Origin of the sequence: Zoogloea sp., assembly GCF_044344315.1 — a bacterium.
In the GTDB taxonomy this organism is placed as follows: domain Bacteria; phylum Pseudomonadota; class Gammaproteobacteria; order Burkholderiales; family Rhodocyclaceae; genus Zoogloea.
The window spans coordinates 1-14,631 of record NZ_JBIJDC010000119.1; the positions used below are offsets into that span (position 1 = coordinate 1).

Below are 14,631 nucleotides of genomic sequence, written 5' to 3' on the forward strand. Positions count from 1 at the left end.
GTTCAGCGAGCCCCTGATCGCCTTAGCCATCCTTGATCCAGACCAGAGGCACAGGTAGGGTCGGGCTTTACAATCGAGTACAGACCACGCCTCGCAGGCGTGGTTTAATTTGCGCCAAAACAACGACCGTGGGAGAAAAGCATATGAATTACCAGGAGCAGTACGCAGCAAAACGCGTCACGCCGGCCGAGGCCGTCCGCAACGTGCATAACGGTGACACCATCGTGGTGCCCACCGCCGTTGCTGAACCGCCTGCCCTCCTCACCGCCCTGTCCGAGCATCGCCGTGATTTCCGCGATGTGAAGGTGTCCCAGATCCTGGCCGTCCGCAAGTTCGGCTACCTGGACCCAGCCACCGCCGAGCACGTCCGTCACACGGCCTACTTCTTCAGCGGCGCAACCCGCCCGGGTTTCCGCGAAGGAGTGGTGGACTTCACGCCCAGCTACTTCTCGGAGATGCCCCAGCTGATCGACCGGAACCTGATGCCTGCCGAGGTGGTGTTCACCCAGGTGTCGCCGATGGACCAGCACGGCTACTTCTCCCTGGGCATCGCAGCCGACTACACCATGGCCGCCATCCGCAAGGCCCGCGCCGTGATCGTCGAAGTCAACGAGAACGTGCCCTTTGCCTTCGGCAACTGCCACCTCCATATCTCCCAGGTCACCGCCCTGGTCGAGAACAACGAGCCGGTTCTCGAGGTTGGCCTGCCCACCATCGGGCCCGTCCAGGAGGCCATCGGCAAGTATGTGGCCGACATGATCGAGGACGGCTCCACCCTGCAGATCGGCTACGGCGGCATTCCTGATGCCGTGGTGATGCAGCTGACCCACAAGAAGGATCTGGGCATCCACACCGAAATGATCGGCGACGGCATCCTGACCCTGGTGGAGGCCGGCGCAGTGACCAACCGGCGCAAGAACTACCTGCCGGGCAAGATGGTGGCCACCTTCGCCCTGGGCTCCAAGAAGCTCTACGACTGGATCGATCGTAACCCGATGTTCGAGATGCATCCGGTGGACTTCACCAACGATCCCTATCTGGCCGGTCAGAACGACAATCTCATCGCCATCAATGCCACCCTGGAGATCGACTTCCTCGGTCAGTGTGGTTCCGAGAGCCTGGGCCCCATCCCCTACTCCGGCACAGGCGGCCAGTCCGACTTCGTACGCGCAGCCAATCGCTCCAAGGGCGGCAAGGCCTTCATCGTGCTGCCTTCCACCGCCAAGGATGGTGCCATTTCGCGCATCGTGCCGACGCTGACGCCGGGCACCCACGTGTCCACCAGCAAGAACGACATCAACTATGTGGTCACCGAGTACGGTGTGGCACAGCTGCGCGGCAAGACGGCCAAGCAGCGTTGTCAGGCCCTGATCGCCATCGCCCACCCGGATTTCCGTGCCGAACTGACGGAGTCCGCGAAGAAGATGCACCTGCTGTAATCCAGGCACATCGCACCAAGAACAACGCCCCGGTTTTGCCGGGGCGTTGTCGTTTACTCAATTGAGCGCCCTCAGGGCATTTGGGCTTCGAGGGTGAAGGTGGCCCCGTCGTCCTGACCGAGCACGGTCACCAGGTAGGGCATCACCTTCTTCAGGGTGGCCGGCAGGGTCCAGGGCGGATTGATCACAAACAGGCCACTGCCATGCATGCCGAAACCGTCATCCGCCGGTTTGCTCACATCCAGGCTGACATGCAGCCAACTGGTGATCATCGGCAGGCGCTTGAGCTTGTCCGGCAGCTCACGGGACTGCATGGAGTGCAGTTTGGGGTACCACACCACATAGGTTCCGGTCGCGAAGCGGCGCAGACACTCCTTGAGTGCCGTGAGCACCGTGCGGTAGTCGGTCTTGATCTCGTAGGGTGGGTCGATCAGCACCAGGGCCCGGCGGGTTGGCGGGGGCAGAAAGGCATTGATCCCGGTGAAGCCGTCCTGCTCCAGCACAATGGCCTTGCTGCCCGCATCGTCGAAGGTCTTCTGCAGCAGGCGCCGGTCTGACGGATGCAGTTCGAACAGACGCATCCGGTCATCGTCCCGCAGCAGGGGGGCGGCACAGCACGGCGAGCCCGGGTAGAGGCGCAGCTTGCCGCTGTCGTTGAGGTCGCGCACCAGCTTCAGGTAGCTTCTCAGCTCCTTCGGCACATCCTTGCGTCCAAGCAGGCGGCCGACGCCCTCTTCAAACTCGGCGTTCTTGCGCGCAAAGCCTTCATCGAGGGAATAGCAGCCAGCGCCCGCATGGGTATCAATGTACCAATAGGGCTTGTCCTTCTGGTTGAAATACTCGAGCAACTGGACGAGGACGAAGTGCTTGAGCACGTCGGCGTGGTTGCCGGCGTGAAAGGCGTGGCGATAACTCAGCATGGCGGATGCACCCGGATACGGGAACGAAGGGATCAGGGGCGCGATGCTATCACCTCCCCTGCCCCACTGCCTCCCTGCCGCTCACTCAGTGGCGTTGTACTTGCGCCGGGAACCCCGGAATCGATCCACGGGGTACTTGGCCTCGTTCTTGGCAAGCTTGGCCAAGGTGGCCGCCTCCAGGTCGATGCCGGCCCGATCGGCGATCAGGAGCAGGTAGAGCAGCACGTCGGCGCACTCGTCCTCCAGGGCCTCCCGGGCATGGAGTTCGTTCGGCAGCTCCGCCACCTCGGCGTCGCTCTTCCACTGGGTCAGCTCCAGCAGTTCTCCGGCCTCGAGGTTGAGGGAAACGATGAGGTTGCGCAGGGAGTGAAACTGGGCCCAGTCCCGCGCATCACGGAAGGCCGCCACTTTCGCGGTCAGCGCGTCCAGATCAGCCCCCATGGTTCAGGCCTTCTTGCGGTCAAGAAAGGCCGCCACGGCGAGATCGTGCTCATCGGAGGTGTGAGTCAGCGCCTGGTAGGCCGCTGACAGCTCCAGAATCGAATCGAGACGCGTGGTCTGGGCCTCGCGCATCAGGCGCTTGGTCATGCGCAGAGCCTGGCCCGGATTGGCGGCAATGCGGGTGGCCAAAGCGCGGGCTTCGTCGAGAAGCTGCTCCGCCGGCACGACCCGGGACACCAGCCCCACCTCCAGCGCCTGCCTGGCGTCGAGCAGGTCACCGGTAAAGCTCATCTCCGCCGCCCGCGCATAACCCACCACCCGTTGCAGCAACCAGGCACCACCGTCGCCCGGAATCAGCCCCAGCTTGACGAAGCTCTCGGCAAAGCTGGCCTTCTCGGAGGCGATGCGGATGTCAGCCATGCAGGCCAGATCGCAGCCGGCACCGATGGCCGGCCCGTTCACGGCGGCAATCGTCGGTACATCGAGGCGATAGAAAGCCAGCGGAATGCGCTGGATACCATTGCGGTAGTTCTCCCGCACCGTCATGCCGTCACCCGCCGCCAGGCCACGCTTGTCGCGGAAATCCTTGACGTTGCCGCCGGCACAGAAGGCGCTGCCGGCGCCGGTCAGGATGACCACCTTCACCGAGGCATCCCGCTGCACCCGCTCGCAGGCCTCCACCACGGCATCCCACTGAGCCTGGCTCGACAGGGCGTTGCGCTCGTCAGGGGCATTCAGGGTCAGGGTGACGATGCCACCCTGTTGTTCAAAAACTACAAAATTCCTTGTCTCCACACCAATCTCCTCATCGCTCAGCATGCCTTGCGCAATCGCCCTGACAGGCCCGCGGCATAAGGCTAAGCCCTTATTTCCCTTGCTTAAACTGACCCACAATGAGTCCAGTTCCCCTTGCACTCGAACGTTACCCTGTTATTATGGCGCGCTCTTCAACCGGCCATTCGGCGGCACGGCTGAAACCACCATAACAGGAAAAATAACATGCCGATTTACCGCCTCGGAGAACGCGCTCCGCAGTTGAAGGAGGGTGTATGGATTGCCGACACCGCGACCGTCATTGGTGACGTTCGTCTCGGCAAGAATGTAAACGTGTGGTTTGGTGCGATTCTCCGCGGAGACAATGACCCGATCACCATCGGCGACAACACCAATGTGCAGGACGGTTCCGTGCTGCACACGGATGATGGCGTTCCCCTCGACATCGGTGCCAACGTCACCATCGGCCACAAGGTCATGCTGCATGGCTGTACGGTGGGTGAAGGCTCCCTGATCGGCATCAACGCTGTGGTCCTCAACCGGGCCGTGATCGGCAAGAACTGCCTGATTGGTGCCAATTCCCTGATTCCCGAAGGCAAGGTGATCCCCGAGCGCTCGCTGGTGTGCGGCTCGCCGGGCCGCATCATCCGCGAACTGACCGACCACGAGATCAGCCGTCTCAAGGCCAGCGCCGACGGCTACGTGGAGAATGCCCTGCGCTACCAGGAGGAACTGGTCAAGCTTTAGGCCAATCTTCCCGGAATGAAAATACGGGGCCGGCGTCTGCGGACGACCGGCCCCGTTGCATTCATTGCAGCGTCAGGACCACCGGCTGATGATCCGACGCGGCGGTCGCTTGATCCACAGCGACCGAGTCCACCCGATCCACAAGGTCGGCGCTGACGAAGAAGAAATCGCAGCAGTAGGCCCGATCCGGCCATTCGGCACCGCTCAGCCCCACCGTGCTCAGGTGCGGAATATCACCGTAACACGCCCGCCAAGCATCCTCCCAGCCCGAAACGTCAGCACTGATCGGTGCCGTCATACGGTAGAACTCGGGGCTGCCAGGCTCGCAGTTGAAGTCTCCGCAGACCAATGCTGAGGCCGGACGAGGCCACACCGCAAACGGCGAATCGGGAGCACATTCCCTGCCCGTCTGACCGCCCATATTGGCGAGGCGCACCGCGTCGCATTGCAGGGTGTGCAAGGCCGCAATCTGGGTCATGCGCTGAATCCGGGAGTAATACTCCAGGTGTGTGTTGAGTACCCGCAGCGCACCCGATGGGCTGTCCACCACCACTTCCAGGCACACCCGGGGCATGCTCGGCACGCCCTCTTCCGGCGGACGGGGCAGGCTATGGCGGAAGACCTGCCCGACCGGCAGGCGAGACAGGGTCAGGTTGCCGAAGCAGCTCCGCCCACCCGCCCCATCGGGCACATCCACCCCGGCGGCAAAGTGTGCGCTATAGCCCGGAAAGGCCGCAGCCAGCACCGCGACTTCATCGACGGGCCGGCCATCATGCAGGCCGGCAAAGCCGATGGATACCTCCTGGAGGCACAGGACATCGAAATCCCCCAGGGTATGGATGGCAGCGATCGTACGCTGCAAGTCGACAACACCGTCAGCGCCACGGCCCCACTGAATGTTCCAGCTCAGAAGCTTCATTGAAAACCTGTTCTCCATGATCACCGATCCCATTCCGGCCAGACCGTGCCGGGATCATTGGGGGCGAGCATAGCAAGGCCGACGGACCCGCTCCTCCCCAATCCACCCGCTGCCGTGCTCAATTGCCGAAAGACCCACAGGTCTTTGATAAAAACAGGATTTTTATCACACCAACAAAAACCATCGGAGCACGGCCCACATCCTCAAGAGGATCACCCGACTGCCGTAAACCACCTTGTGACCCGCCAACGATCAAGCCCATGAGCACACCCCAGGAACTCGTCGCCTGCGTTGAGAGGCTTGCCAGCCTTCCCGCCGTCTATCACCGTATCCGGGCCCTGATCGATGACCCGGACAGCTCCGTACATGAGCTCGCCGAAGCGGTCTCCAGCGATGCTGGCATTACCGCGCGGGTGCTGCGGGCGGTCAATAGTGTGCTGTACGGCTTTCCCGGCAAGATCGAGACCGTCGGGCGGGCGGTCAACCTGATGGGCATGCAGCAGGTGCATGATCTTGTCCTCAGCACCTCTGTGATCGGCGCCTTCTCGGGCATCCGTCCGGCACGCATGCACATGATCCGCTTCTGGAAGAACTGTGTTTTTCGGGGGCTGGCCGCGCGGGCTGCCGCCCGGCAACTTGGCACCGGGGATCCGGAACGCATGTTCGTGGAAGGTCTGCTGGCCGACATCGGCCACCTGGTGATGTTCCAGGCCACTCCCGAGGCCGCCGACGCAGCCCTGGCCGAGTCACGCCGCAGTCATGCCCCCATTCATCAGGTGGAGGACGACATCGTCGGCTGCAACTATGCGGAAGTCGGTGCCGCGCTGGCCACGGCCTGGCACCTGCCAACCGGTTTCGCCACCGCCATCGGCGCGCAGCTCAACCCTGCGATGGGGGGGCCCCACGCCACCGAAGCCGCGCTTCTGAATGTGGCCAACCATGTTCTGGCCACCGAAGAAGAGTCGGATCCCGAAGATCCGGATGAAGCCGCCTTCGCGCGGATCGATCCCATGACCCTCGCCCGACTCGATATCGATGTAGCCAAGCTTGCGGCCATCCGCAGCGCGGCGCGGGAGGAAAGCGCGGCCGTAATTGCCCTGTTCTTCCCCAATCAGGGCTGAGCGGATCGCCTCGCCCGGGAAAGCACCCGGTAGGCAGAGGACATCGATCGACCCCGGGCGCGCTCAGACGCGGCTAAACACCGTTTCCAGGGCCTCCCCGGCCATCACACTGCCCCGCCACACCACCGTCGTGCTGGGCTCCAGCACGTCGTAGCCCCGCGACACCCAGCCGGCCATCGGCTCTTCGGAGCCGTGCAACACACTCACGTCGCCGCCCTGCGGCAATACCATATCGACGCAGATCGGGCCGCTCGACACGCTCAGGCCTTCCGGCGTGCAGGTCACGTTGCAATCCTCACTGAAGTGCCAGTAAAGGGTGACATTCTGCGCGGTGCTGGCGAAAACCTGGTCTTGTACGGTCAGGCAGGCCGCCCGCCGGTCCAGGTGCCAGCTGCGGCGATGCACCGGCTTGCCCGGCAGACGCCGATAGCCGTCGTGTTCGGCGACCAACCGGTCCGATGCGGGGCTGCTGTCCCGTTCGATGACGCTCGTGCGGAAACGCCTCAGCCACATGAAGCGCCCCCCGGAAACCGCCTGGTCCTCACCGCCAAGCACCAGCGTGTTGTGCATGGCGCTACCTCGAAAGCCATGCCGCCATCTTCCGGGGCCGTGATACGTGCCGGTACCGGGATCGATCAGGAACTGCCGCCCCGCCACAGACAAAGTGAACGACAGCGCATCCGCATGGCCATGGGCCGCAACGCCGCTCAGGCCCAGCGGGCCAGCATCGGCCACAACCCGAAACTCGTCCGGCGAATCGAGGTTGCTACCAAGCACAAACACGCCGCCTTCGTGAAAATCCGTGCGGCGGGTGGCGGGTGCCCGCTGCAGCAACAGCCGGTCAAAGCTGTTGCCTGCATCGGCTCCCAGCAACCATATCGTACGTGGGTCCAGCACTCCGGCTTTGCGCGCCAGGGACGGGTTGCCGAATAGCAGCGCGCCGGTGGCAAGCTGGGAGTGGAAGGGGCAGCCTCCCGCACCGATGGACAAGCCCGACACCAGGCTGTCATCCGAATCGCCGAACAAGGGCACATTTCCGCCGGCATCCATGATGCCGGCCACGTACTCGAGCATGGCCTCCATGCGTCGCCAGTAGCCCTCGGAGAAGGGCTTGCCGGTTCCTCGGGCGGCCAGCCCGGCAAAGAGCAGAAAATCCCAGACGAACTGGTGGTAGCCCGTGGCCTGCTCCTTGTGCACACCGTCCCCGGCCGTCTGGCGCAGTACCTCACGCTCAAGGCCTTCCCGCCCTGCCCGACGCCAAGTCTGGGCTTCGGCCCAATGGGGCCAGGTTGTTCCCGCCACGAACAAGCCGGCCAGCTCGCCAATCAGGGGGTGACTTGTCGCCGAATCACGCGAACGGAACCCCCGGATGAACTCAGCGTGCTGCCAGATACTGCCAAGCCAGTCGGTTCGCAGCACCTTGCCCACCGGGCGCTCGAAGAGGGGCGACTGCATACCCCCGATCAGCTGCCACACGATGGCCCAGTTAATCAGGCGGATTCCCGCCTCAAGGGCACTCGACCAGTTGGGACCGCGTGGATGCGGACACTGGGCAAACCAGCTCTCCAGCAAGGTCGCGATACCGTCCAGGTAGCGCTCCCGCCCCGTGAGCCGCCAGGCCTGAGCCAGCACCACGAGCTCCCGGTGACGATTGAGCTCGCGCAGATACTTAATGTCGCCGACGACAGCCGTCGCCCGGAAGGACATCACCTTTCCATCGGTAAGGGGAAGCAGTGCGGCCTTGTCCGGATTGCGGTTCCACTCCGGCGGAAAGCCCAAGCCGAGCAGCCGCGAATAGATGCGCCACTGGCCGGAGAGCACCTCGTCGGCCCGCTGCAGGGCCACACCGCGCTGGGCCGGAGCCGTTGCCGGCAACCAGGCCACACCGGCCCTGTCCAGCTGGGGTGGAGGCACCGCCACCGGCTCGGGCAGACGGCGACGTGCCATCGCCCTGCTGGCGGTGGAACCAGCCCGCTCAACGATCTCCGATACGGACATGCAACGCAGCCGGTTCCAATACCACCCAACCTGGGTCAAGCTAGACATAACCTTGATCGCTCCATGCTCAGTCGGCCCTACGTAAAACACCAAATCGCTGAAAGTACGGGTAAAAAATCGTCACAAATCGACAACAAAGCTACCATCACTGAAAAATAGGTCAAATACTTTGTTTTTGTAGTTTGTGTTGATTTTCAGATTCTTTCTTAACGGAGAATTGGTCGAGGGCGAATTCAATCGCAAGGAAGCGGATGCACGCCTGGCGCAGGCCGGCTAGATTGGGGCCTTCGGACACGCGCCAGGAAAGGCAGGGCCCCATGCAGGGCGACACAACTCCAAGCGCCGCACGCGCGGCACACATCTGCAATGACCCGCGCTGGAACGCCGTCATCAACAAGGACCCGGCCGCCGACGGCCAGTTTCTTTTCGGCGTCAGCACCACGGGCGTGTATTGCCGCCCTTCCTGTGGGGCCCGCCGCCCGCGCCCCGAGAACGTAAGCTTCTTCGCCACTACGGTCGAGGCGGAAGCGGCGGGCTTTCGTCCTTGCCGGCGCTGCCAGCCCGATCAGCCACCGTTGGCTGAACGCCATGCCGCCCTGGTCGCCGCCCTGTGCCGGCATATGGAACAGGCCGAATCGCCGCCATCGCTTGAGTCGCTGGCCGAGCAGGCGGGCCTCAGCCCATGGCATGTGCACCGCATCTTCAAGTCCGTCACCGGCCTGACACCCCGGCAGTACGCCCTTGCATTGCGTACCACCCGGCTGCAGGCCCAGCTGACCGGCGGCAAGAGCGTGACCGACGCCCTCCACGCTGCCGGCTTCGGTTCCGCCGCCGGCTTCTATGCGGCATCAACCGCCGCGCTCGGCATGCCGCCCCGTCGCTACCGGGCCGGTGGTGCAGATGCTGACATCCATTACGCCATCGGACACAGCAGCCTGGGAGGCGTCCTCGTCGCTGCCAGCGCAGCGGGCATCTGCGCCATCAGCCTGGGCGACGATCCCGACACGCTGGCGAGGGAGCTGCGTAGCCGCTTCCCCAGGGCGCGCCTGAGCCAGGATGATGCGGCCTTCGCAGCGCAACTCGCCCAGGTGATCGCCCTGGTCGAGGATCCGGGCAGTGCCCCCACCCTGCCCCTCGACATCCGCGGCACAGCCTTCCAGCAGCGGGTCTGGCAAGCCCTTCAGGCCATCCCGCCCGGCAGCACGCTGAGCTACACCGAGCTTGCCCAGCGCGTGGGTGCACCTGCCGCCGTCCGTGCCGTGGCCAGCGCCTGTGCGGCCAATGTCCTCGCCGTCGCCATCCCCTGCCACAGGGCGGTGCGCAACGACGGTGGTCTGGCAGGCTACCGCTGGGGCATCGCCCGCAAGCGCACCCTGCTGGACCGGGAGTCGGAAGAATGACGCCTCCCACGGGGCCTTGCCTGGCCTGCACCGTGCCTCTGCCGCGGGGCTTTCGCCAGGCCGACTTCCTCGCCTTCCACGCCCGCGACCCACGCAGTCTGTCCGAGCAGGTCGGCCTCGACAGCCTCGACAAGGGGATGATGTGGCAGGGCCAGCCCGCTCGCCTTGCCCTGCGCTTTGCCGAAGGAAGCGCCCGGCTGCAGTTGCACATGGACGCCCCGCCATGGAACGCTCCGGAGTTTCCCGGCTGGGTAAAGCGCTTTCTGGGCCTGGATCAGCCGGTGAAGCAATTTGAGGCGGCCTGGGACGGTCACCCGGTGCTCGGCCCGCTGATCGCGGCCTGCCCCGGCCTGCGCATTCCCCAGGCGGCAACACCCTTCGAAGCCCTGAGCTGGGCCATCACCGGGCAGCAGATCAGCCTTGCCGCAGCCATCACGCTGCGTAGTCGCCTGATTCAAGCCTGCGGCCGCAGCAGCGGCAATCTGGCCTGCTTTCCTGACGCTACGTCCCTGATCGGCCTGTCCGCCACGCGGCTGACCGACGCCGGCTTCTCCCGCCGCAAGGCCGAAACCCTGCGGGAGGTCGCCGCCCGCGTCCTCGACGGTGATCTGCCCCTGGACGACTGGTGGGCCACTGGCGCTCAGCCGGACATGATCCGGGAGCGGCTGCTGACCATCCCGGGCATCGGGCCGTGGACCGCCGACTACACCCTGCTGCGCGGCTTCGGCCATGCGGACGCCTCCCTCCACGGGGACGTTGCGGTACGCCGCGGACTGCAGACAAGCCTCGGGCTCATTGAAAAACCGGCCCCTGCCCAAACGGAAGACTGGCTGCGAGCGTTTGCGCCCTGGCGCGCGTTCGTGGCCGCCCATCTATGGCGTCTGTGATGCAGGAGTGACGGGGGCGTCACCCTATCGTCATTCCCTGCACGCCGCATGAGCGCCCCGTCAGCGCCCCCTGTCAGCCTGCACTTCGGGATGGCCCCGAATAAATCCGGGGCGTTCACAGCGGGCTGCGAACCCCACAATTTCCCTCGAAAAATCAAGGCTCTGGCGCGCTCGGATGGAACTTTTTCTTGATTTTCGATGCTAAATTACCTACTAAATGTAGTAGAAAAAAACTTTTAAGGACACTATTGATTTTTTTAAAGTATTGATTTTAAACAACTAAAAAATTTGTCTAAATTTCGAGCTTCGAGGTAAGCTATGCGCCGCTTAACACACCTCCCGATCAGCCAGAAAAAAGCCATGACCGCCACGACGAAACCCGCCAAAGTCCAGCCCGCCTCTGCCGCCAACCTTGAGCCTCAGGATATCTCCGGCGAAGTCCTGCTCGAGAAATACGCCAAGGGCAATGAGCAGAACGTTGCCGATGTTCGTCTGCGTGTCGCCCGTGCACTGGCGGCCATGGAATCCGAAGAAAAGCGCCTGTTCTGGGAGACCAAGTTCCTCGAAGCGCAGGAGCGCGGTTTCGTCCCTGCCGGCCGGATCAACTCTGCCGCGGGCACCAATCTGGCCGCCACCCTGATCAACTGCTTCGTGCAGCCGGTGGGCGACTCCATCACCGAGTCCGTGGACGGCCGCTGCGGCATCTACACCGCCCTCGCCCAGTCCGCCGAGACCATGCGTCGTGGCGGCGGCGTCGGCTACGACTTCTCCTCCATCCGCCCCAAGGGCGCGATGGTGCGTGGCACCCAGTCCAATGCCTCTGGCCCGGTGTCCTACATGCGCGTCTTCGACCGTTCCTGCGAAACCGTCGAGTCCGCCGGCTCCCGCCGTGGCGCCCAGATGGGCGTGCTGCGCTGCGACCATCCGGACATCGAGGAATTCATCCACGCCAAGGATCACGGCGACCTGACCAACTTCAACGTGTCCATCGCCGTGACTGACCAGTTCATGCAGGCCGTTGAAGCCGATGGCGAAGTGGAACTGGCCCACAAGGCCGAGCCCTCCAGCGAGATCAGGGCGGCCGGTGGCTACCAGCGTGAAGACGGCCAATGGGTGTACCGCAAGGTGCCGGCCCGCGAGTTGTGGGAGCAGGTCATGCGCTCCACCTACGACCACGCCGAGCCGGGCATCCTGTTCCTCGACCGCATGAACAAGGACAACAACCTTTACTACTGCGAAACCATCGAGGCCACCAACCCCTGCGCCGAACAGCCGCTGCCGCCCTACGGTTGCTGCTGCCTGGGCTCGATCAACCTGACGCTGTTCGTCGCGGACGCCTTCGGCAAGAGCCCCAGCTTCGATTTCGCCGCCTTCGGCCGCGTCATCGACAGCTCGGTGCGCATGCTCGACAACGTACTCGACGCCACCCACTGGCCGCTCGAACAGCAGTTGAAGGAAGCCCAGAACAAGCGCCGCGTCGGCTTGGGCTTCACCGGCCTAGGCGATGCGCTCATCATGCTCAAGCTGCGCTACGACACCAATGCCGCGCGCGCCATGGCGACCAAGATCTCCGAGTTCATGCGCGACCGTTCCTATCTCTACTCGGTCGAACTGGCGAAAGAGCGCGGCGCCTTCCCGCTGTTCAACGCCGACATGTACCTCTCCGGCGGCAACTTCGCCTCGCGCCTGCCGCAGGAGATCAAGGACGCCATCCGCAAGCACGGCCTGCGCAATTCGCACCTCTTGTCGATCGCGCCCACCGGCACCATCAGCCTGGCCTTCGCCGACAATGCCAGCAACGGCATCGAGCCGCCCTTCTCCTGGACCTACACGCGCAAAAAGCGCATGGCCGACGGAACCTTCAAGGAATACGCGGTCGAGGATTACGCCTGGCGCCTCTACAAGCATCAGGGCGGCGATGTTTCCAAGCTGCCCGAGTACTTCGTCACGGCGCTCGAAATCTCCGCCCAGGCCCACGAGCAGATGGTTGCCGCGGTTGCGCCCTACGTCGACACCTCGATCTCGAAGACGGTGAATGTCCCCGCCGACTACCCCTATTCCGAGTTCGAAGACCTCTACATGGTGGCCTGGAAATCCGGCCTCAAGGGACTCGCCACCTACCGGCCCAACTCGGTGCTGGGCAGCGTGCTCTCGGTCGGCAGCAGCACCCCGGCGGAAAACGCCCAGAAGCAGCCGCAGGACGTCACCATCGACCACGCCAACCGCCGCCTCTCGATCGGCGCCCTGCCCGCCCCGGTGCTGGCAAGCCTGCGCTGGCCCGGCCGGCCGCGCATGACCGACGGCAATGCCGCCTGGACCTACATGATCGAAGCGCCGCACGGCGAGTTCGCCCTCTTCGTCGGCGAAATCGGTAACGAACAGGGGCGCAACGTGCCCTTCGAAGTCTGGGTCAATGGCGCCGAACAGCCGCGCGGCATCGGCGCCGTGGCCAAGACCCTGTCGATGGACATGCGCGCCAACGACAAGGCCTGGCTCAAGCTCAAGCTCGACGCCCTGGCGCGAACGCCGGACGACGACTCCTTCGAACTGCCGCTGCCGCCCAACGGCGAGAGGAAGCTCGTCCCGGGCGTGGTCTCGGCCCTGGCCCAGGTGGTGCGCTACCGCTGCGAAAAGCTCGGCGCGCTGGAAGGCACCGAAGCCACGCCCGTCATCGACTGCATGTTCAGCCGCGACGAACCCAAGACCGGCACCGACGGCACGCTGTCCTGGACCGTCGATGTGGTGAATCCGGCCGCCGGCGAAGAGTTCGTGCTGGGCCTCAAGGAAATCACCCTGCCCGACGGCGTCACGCGGCCCTACTCGGTGTGGCTCTCCGGCCACTACCCGCGCGCCCTGGACGGCCTGACGCGTTTGCTCTCGCTCGACATGCGCGTGCTCGACCCGGCCTGGATCGGCATGAAGCTCCGGAAGCTCCTCAACTACGCCGAGCCGCTGGGCGACTTCATGGCCCGCGTGCCCGGTTCCAGCAAGCAGCAGAACTGGCCCTCGACCGTGGCCTACATCGCGCGCCTGATCATGCACCGCTACGCCATGCTCGGGATACTGGACGAGAACGGCTACCCGACCCGCGAAATGGGCATCCTCGAAGTCCCCGAGCAGAAGAGCGGCGGCGTCAAGGTGATGCAGGGCTCGCTGTGCACCGAGTGCGGCAACTACACGGTGATCCGCAAGGACGGCTGCGACTTCTGCAGCGCCTGCGGTGCGGTGGGGAGCTGCGGCTAAGCACGACCCGGCAAGCAACAAGCAGCAGTAACTCAGCCCCGGGACCGCAAGGTTACCGGGGCTGTTTTTTGGGTGTGATTACCGGGCCTTCAGCGGCGGAACCTGCTGGATTGCGGAAACCGCCGGGGTATTCGCAAACTCGTCAGGAGGGTTGACATCGCCGGGTAGCGGTTGCAAACGATAAATGGTGGCGCTCAGGTAGAGCGCCGCTGCCGCCTCGGCGTAGGCCGGATTTCGCGTTGTCGTAGTGACGGCTGTCGCTGCCGGGTCATTTATCGTGCCCGGCAACCCGGTCCCGGCGGAATCGGCACCTGTGGTCAGGATCGAGTCCGTCGGCGCGGCCTGGGTCAAGGCGGTCGGCGTCGCAACAACGCCGGTTGCCGGCTGCGTGTCATCGGCAGCACCCGCCGGGACGACAACTGCCGCTGCGCCAGGATCAGTTACGGGCGTCTGTTCGTCGGCAAGACCTTCCAGCAGCAGCGCGGTCAAGACCCGGTTCACGGCCTCGGGAGTAAAGCGCGTTGGCATTGTCACGTTAGCGCCGGCGTCGAGCAGGTTGCCCCCCGCCAGGAGACCGCCGGACTCCCCGGACAGGTTCAGGCTCGAACGGAGGATGTTGTCTTTCACCGCCGAGGAGGTACTGGTATCGAGGTTGGCCAGTGACAGGCTGCTGACATTCGATGCCGCAGCGGCAAGGTTCACGTTGGCGGCGAGAACGCTGCCCAGGGCGGAGCCCGTCGAG

12 protein-coding genes are annotated in these 14,631 nt (G+C 64.3%); 6 read left to right on the top strand and 6 right to left on the bottom strand.

Annotated elements, in window-relative coordinates; all coding sequences use genetic code 11:
- Positions 1-143: 143 nt before the first annotated feature.
- Positions 144-1,439: an acetyl-CoA hydrolase/transferase family protein gene (locus tag ACIQ09_RS19010; protein WP_398313463.1), complete on the top strand. Its 1,296-nt coding sequence runs from the start codon at positions 144-146 to the stop codon at positions 1,437-1,439.
- A gap of 71 nt (positions 1,440-1,510) precedes the next feature.
- On the opposite strand, the gene ACIQ09_RS19015 is transcribed toward ACIQ09_RS19010, so the two are convergent.
- From ACIQ09_RS19015 to ACIQ09_RS19025, 3 genes are all read right to left on the bottom strand, one after another.
- On the bottom strand, positions 1,511-2,359 hold the full coding sequence (locus ACIQ09_RS19015; RefSeq protein ID WP_398313465.1) for a 23S rRNA (adenine(2030)-N(6))-methyltransferase RlmJ: 849 nt from the start codon (positions 2,357-2,359) through the stop codon (positions 1,511-1,513).
- Positions 2,360-2,440: 81 nt separating this feature from the next.
- Positions 2,441-2,800 (bottom strand): nucleotide pyrophosphohydrolase, encoded by a 360-nt coding sequence (locus ACIQ09_RS19020; RefSeq protein ID WP_398313467.1) that lies wholly within the window; start codon positions 2,798-2,800, stop codon positions 2,441-2,443.
- Between the two features lie 3 nt (positions 2,801-2,803).
- On the bottom strand, positions 2,804-3,595 hold the full coding sequence (locus tag ACIQ09_RS19025; RefSeq protein WP_398313469.1) for a crotonase/enoyl-CoA hydratase family protein: 792 nt from the start codon (positions 3,593-3,595) through the stop codon (positions 2,804-2,806).
- Positions 3,596-3,799: 204 nt separating this feature from the next.
- Here ACIQ09_RS19025 and ACIQ09_RS19030 point away from each other — a divergent pair, with 204 nt between their 5' ends.
- A complete protein-coding gene (locus ACIQ09_RS19030; RefSeq protein ID WP_398313471.1) occupies positions 3,800-4,321 on the top strand; it encodes a gamma carbonic anhydrase family protein in 522 nt (173 codons plus the stop codon).
- Between the two features lie 61 nt (positions 4,322-4,382).
- Here ACIQ09_RS19030 and ACIQ09_RS19035 read toward each other — a convergent pair whose 3' ends face one another.
- Positions 4,383-5,240: an endonuclease/exonuclease/phosphatase family protein gene (locus ACIQ09_RS19035; RefSeq protein ID WP_398313473.1), complete on the bottom strand. Its 858-nt coding sequence runs from the start codon at positions 5,238-5,240 to the stop codon at positions 4,383-4,385.
- Between the two features lie 260 nt (positions 5,241-5,500).
- On the opposite strand from ACIQ09_RS19035, the gene ACIQ09_RS19040 reads away from it, so the two are divergent.
- Positions 5,501-6,361 (top strand): HDOD domain-containing protein, encoded by an 861-nt coding sequence (locus ACIQ09_RS19040; RefSeq protein ID WP_398313475.1) that lies wholly within the window; start codon positions 5,501-5,503, stop codon positions 6,359-6,361.
- A gap of 63 nt (positions 6,362-6,424) precedes the next feature.
- Here the strand turns inward: ACIQ09_RS19040 and ACIQ09_RS19045 are convergent, their stop codons facing one another.
- Positions 6,425-8,359, bottom strand: a complete 1,935-nt coding sequence (locus ACIQ09_RS19045) for an alginate lyase family protein (protein WP_398313477.1) — start codon at positions 8,357-8,359, stop codon at positions 6,425-6,427.
- A gap of 317 nt (positions 8,360-8,676) precedes the next feature.
- On the opposite strand from ACIQ09_RS19045, the gene ada reads away from it, so the two are divergent.
- The 3 genes from ada (at position 8,677) to ACIQ09_RS19060 (ending at position 13,889) form a co-directional block, all read left to right on the top strand.
- Entirely contained in the window at positions 8,677-9,759 is a 1,083-nt protein-coding gene (gene ada / locus ACIQ09_RS19050; RefSeq protein ID WP_398313479.1) for a bifunctional DNA-binding transcriptional regulator/O6-methylguanine-DNA methyltransferase Ada, read from the top strand.
- Complete coding sequence (locus ACIQ09_RS19055; protein WP_398313481.1) at positions 9,756-10,646, top strand: DNA-3-methyladenine glycosylase family protein; 891 nt, start codon at positions 9,756-9,758, stop codon at positions 10,644-10,646. Before ada ends, ACIQ09_RS19055 begins: the two co-directional genes overlap by 4 nt.
- A 360-nt stretch (positions 10,647-11,006) precedes the next feature.
- Positions 11,007-13,889, top strand: coding sequence for an adenosylcobalamin-dependent ribonucleoside-diphosphate reductase (locus tag ACIQ09_RS19060; RefSeq protein WP_398313483.1), 2,883 nt, complete (start codon positions 11,007-11,009; stop codon positions 13,887-13,889).
- Positions 13,890-13,967: 78 nt separating this feature from the next.
- Here ACIQ09_RS19060 and ACIQ09_RS19065 read toward each other — a convergent pair.
- Positions 13,968-14,631: hypothetical protein (locus tag ACIQ09_RS19065; RefSeq protein WP_398313486.1), on the bottom strand; the 664-nt coding region annotated here is incomplete at its 5' end.

Bases quoted from the DNA above. Each gene is read 5' to 3' on its own strand.
- ACIQ09_RS19045 (WP_398313477.1), bottom strand. From the start codon at position 8,359: ATGTCCGTATCGGAGATCGTTGAGCGGGCTGGTTCCACCGCCAGCAGG.
- ACIQ09_RS19030 (WP_398313471.1), top strand. From the start codon at position 3,800: ATGCCGATTTACCGCCTCGGAGAACGCGCTCCGCAGTTGAAGGAGGGT.
- ACIQ09_RS19020 (WP_398313467.1), bottom strand. From the start codon at position 2,800: ATGGGGGCTGATCTGGACGCGCTGACCGCGAAAGTGGCGGCCTTCCGT.
- ACIQ09_RS19060 (WP_398313483.1), top strand. From the start codon at position 11,007: ATGACCGCCACGACGAAACCCGCCAAAGTCCAGCCCGCCTCTGCCGCC.
- ACIQ09_RS19010 (WP_398313463.1), top strand. From the start codon at position 144: ATGAATTACCAGGAGCAGTACGCAGCAAAACGCGTCACGCCGGCCGAG.
- ACIQ09_RS19055 (WP_398313481.1), top strand. From the start codon at position 9,756: ATGACGCCTCCCACGGGGCCTTGCCTGGCCTGCACCGTGCCTCTGCCG.
- ada (WP_398313479.1), top strand. From the start codon at position 8,677: ATGCAGGGCGACACAACTCCAAGCGCCGCACGCGCGGCACACATCTGC.
- ACIQ09_RS19035 (WP_398313473.1), bottom strand. From the start codon at position 5,240: ATGAAGCTTCTGAGCTGGAACATTCAGTGGGGCCGTGGCGCTGACGGT.
- ACIQ09_RS19015 (WP_398313465.1), bottom strand. From the start codon at position 2,359: ATGCTGAGTTATCGCCACGCCTTTCACGCCGGCAACCACGCCGACGTG.
- ACIQ09_RS19040 (WP_398313475.1), top strand. From the start codon at position 5,501: ATGAGCACACCCCAGGAACTCGTCGCCTGCGTTGAGAGGCTTGCCAGC.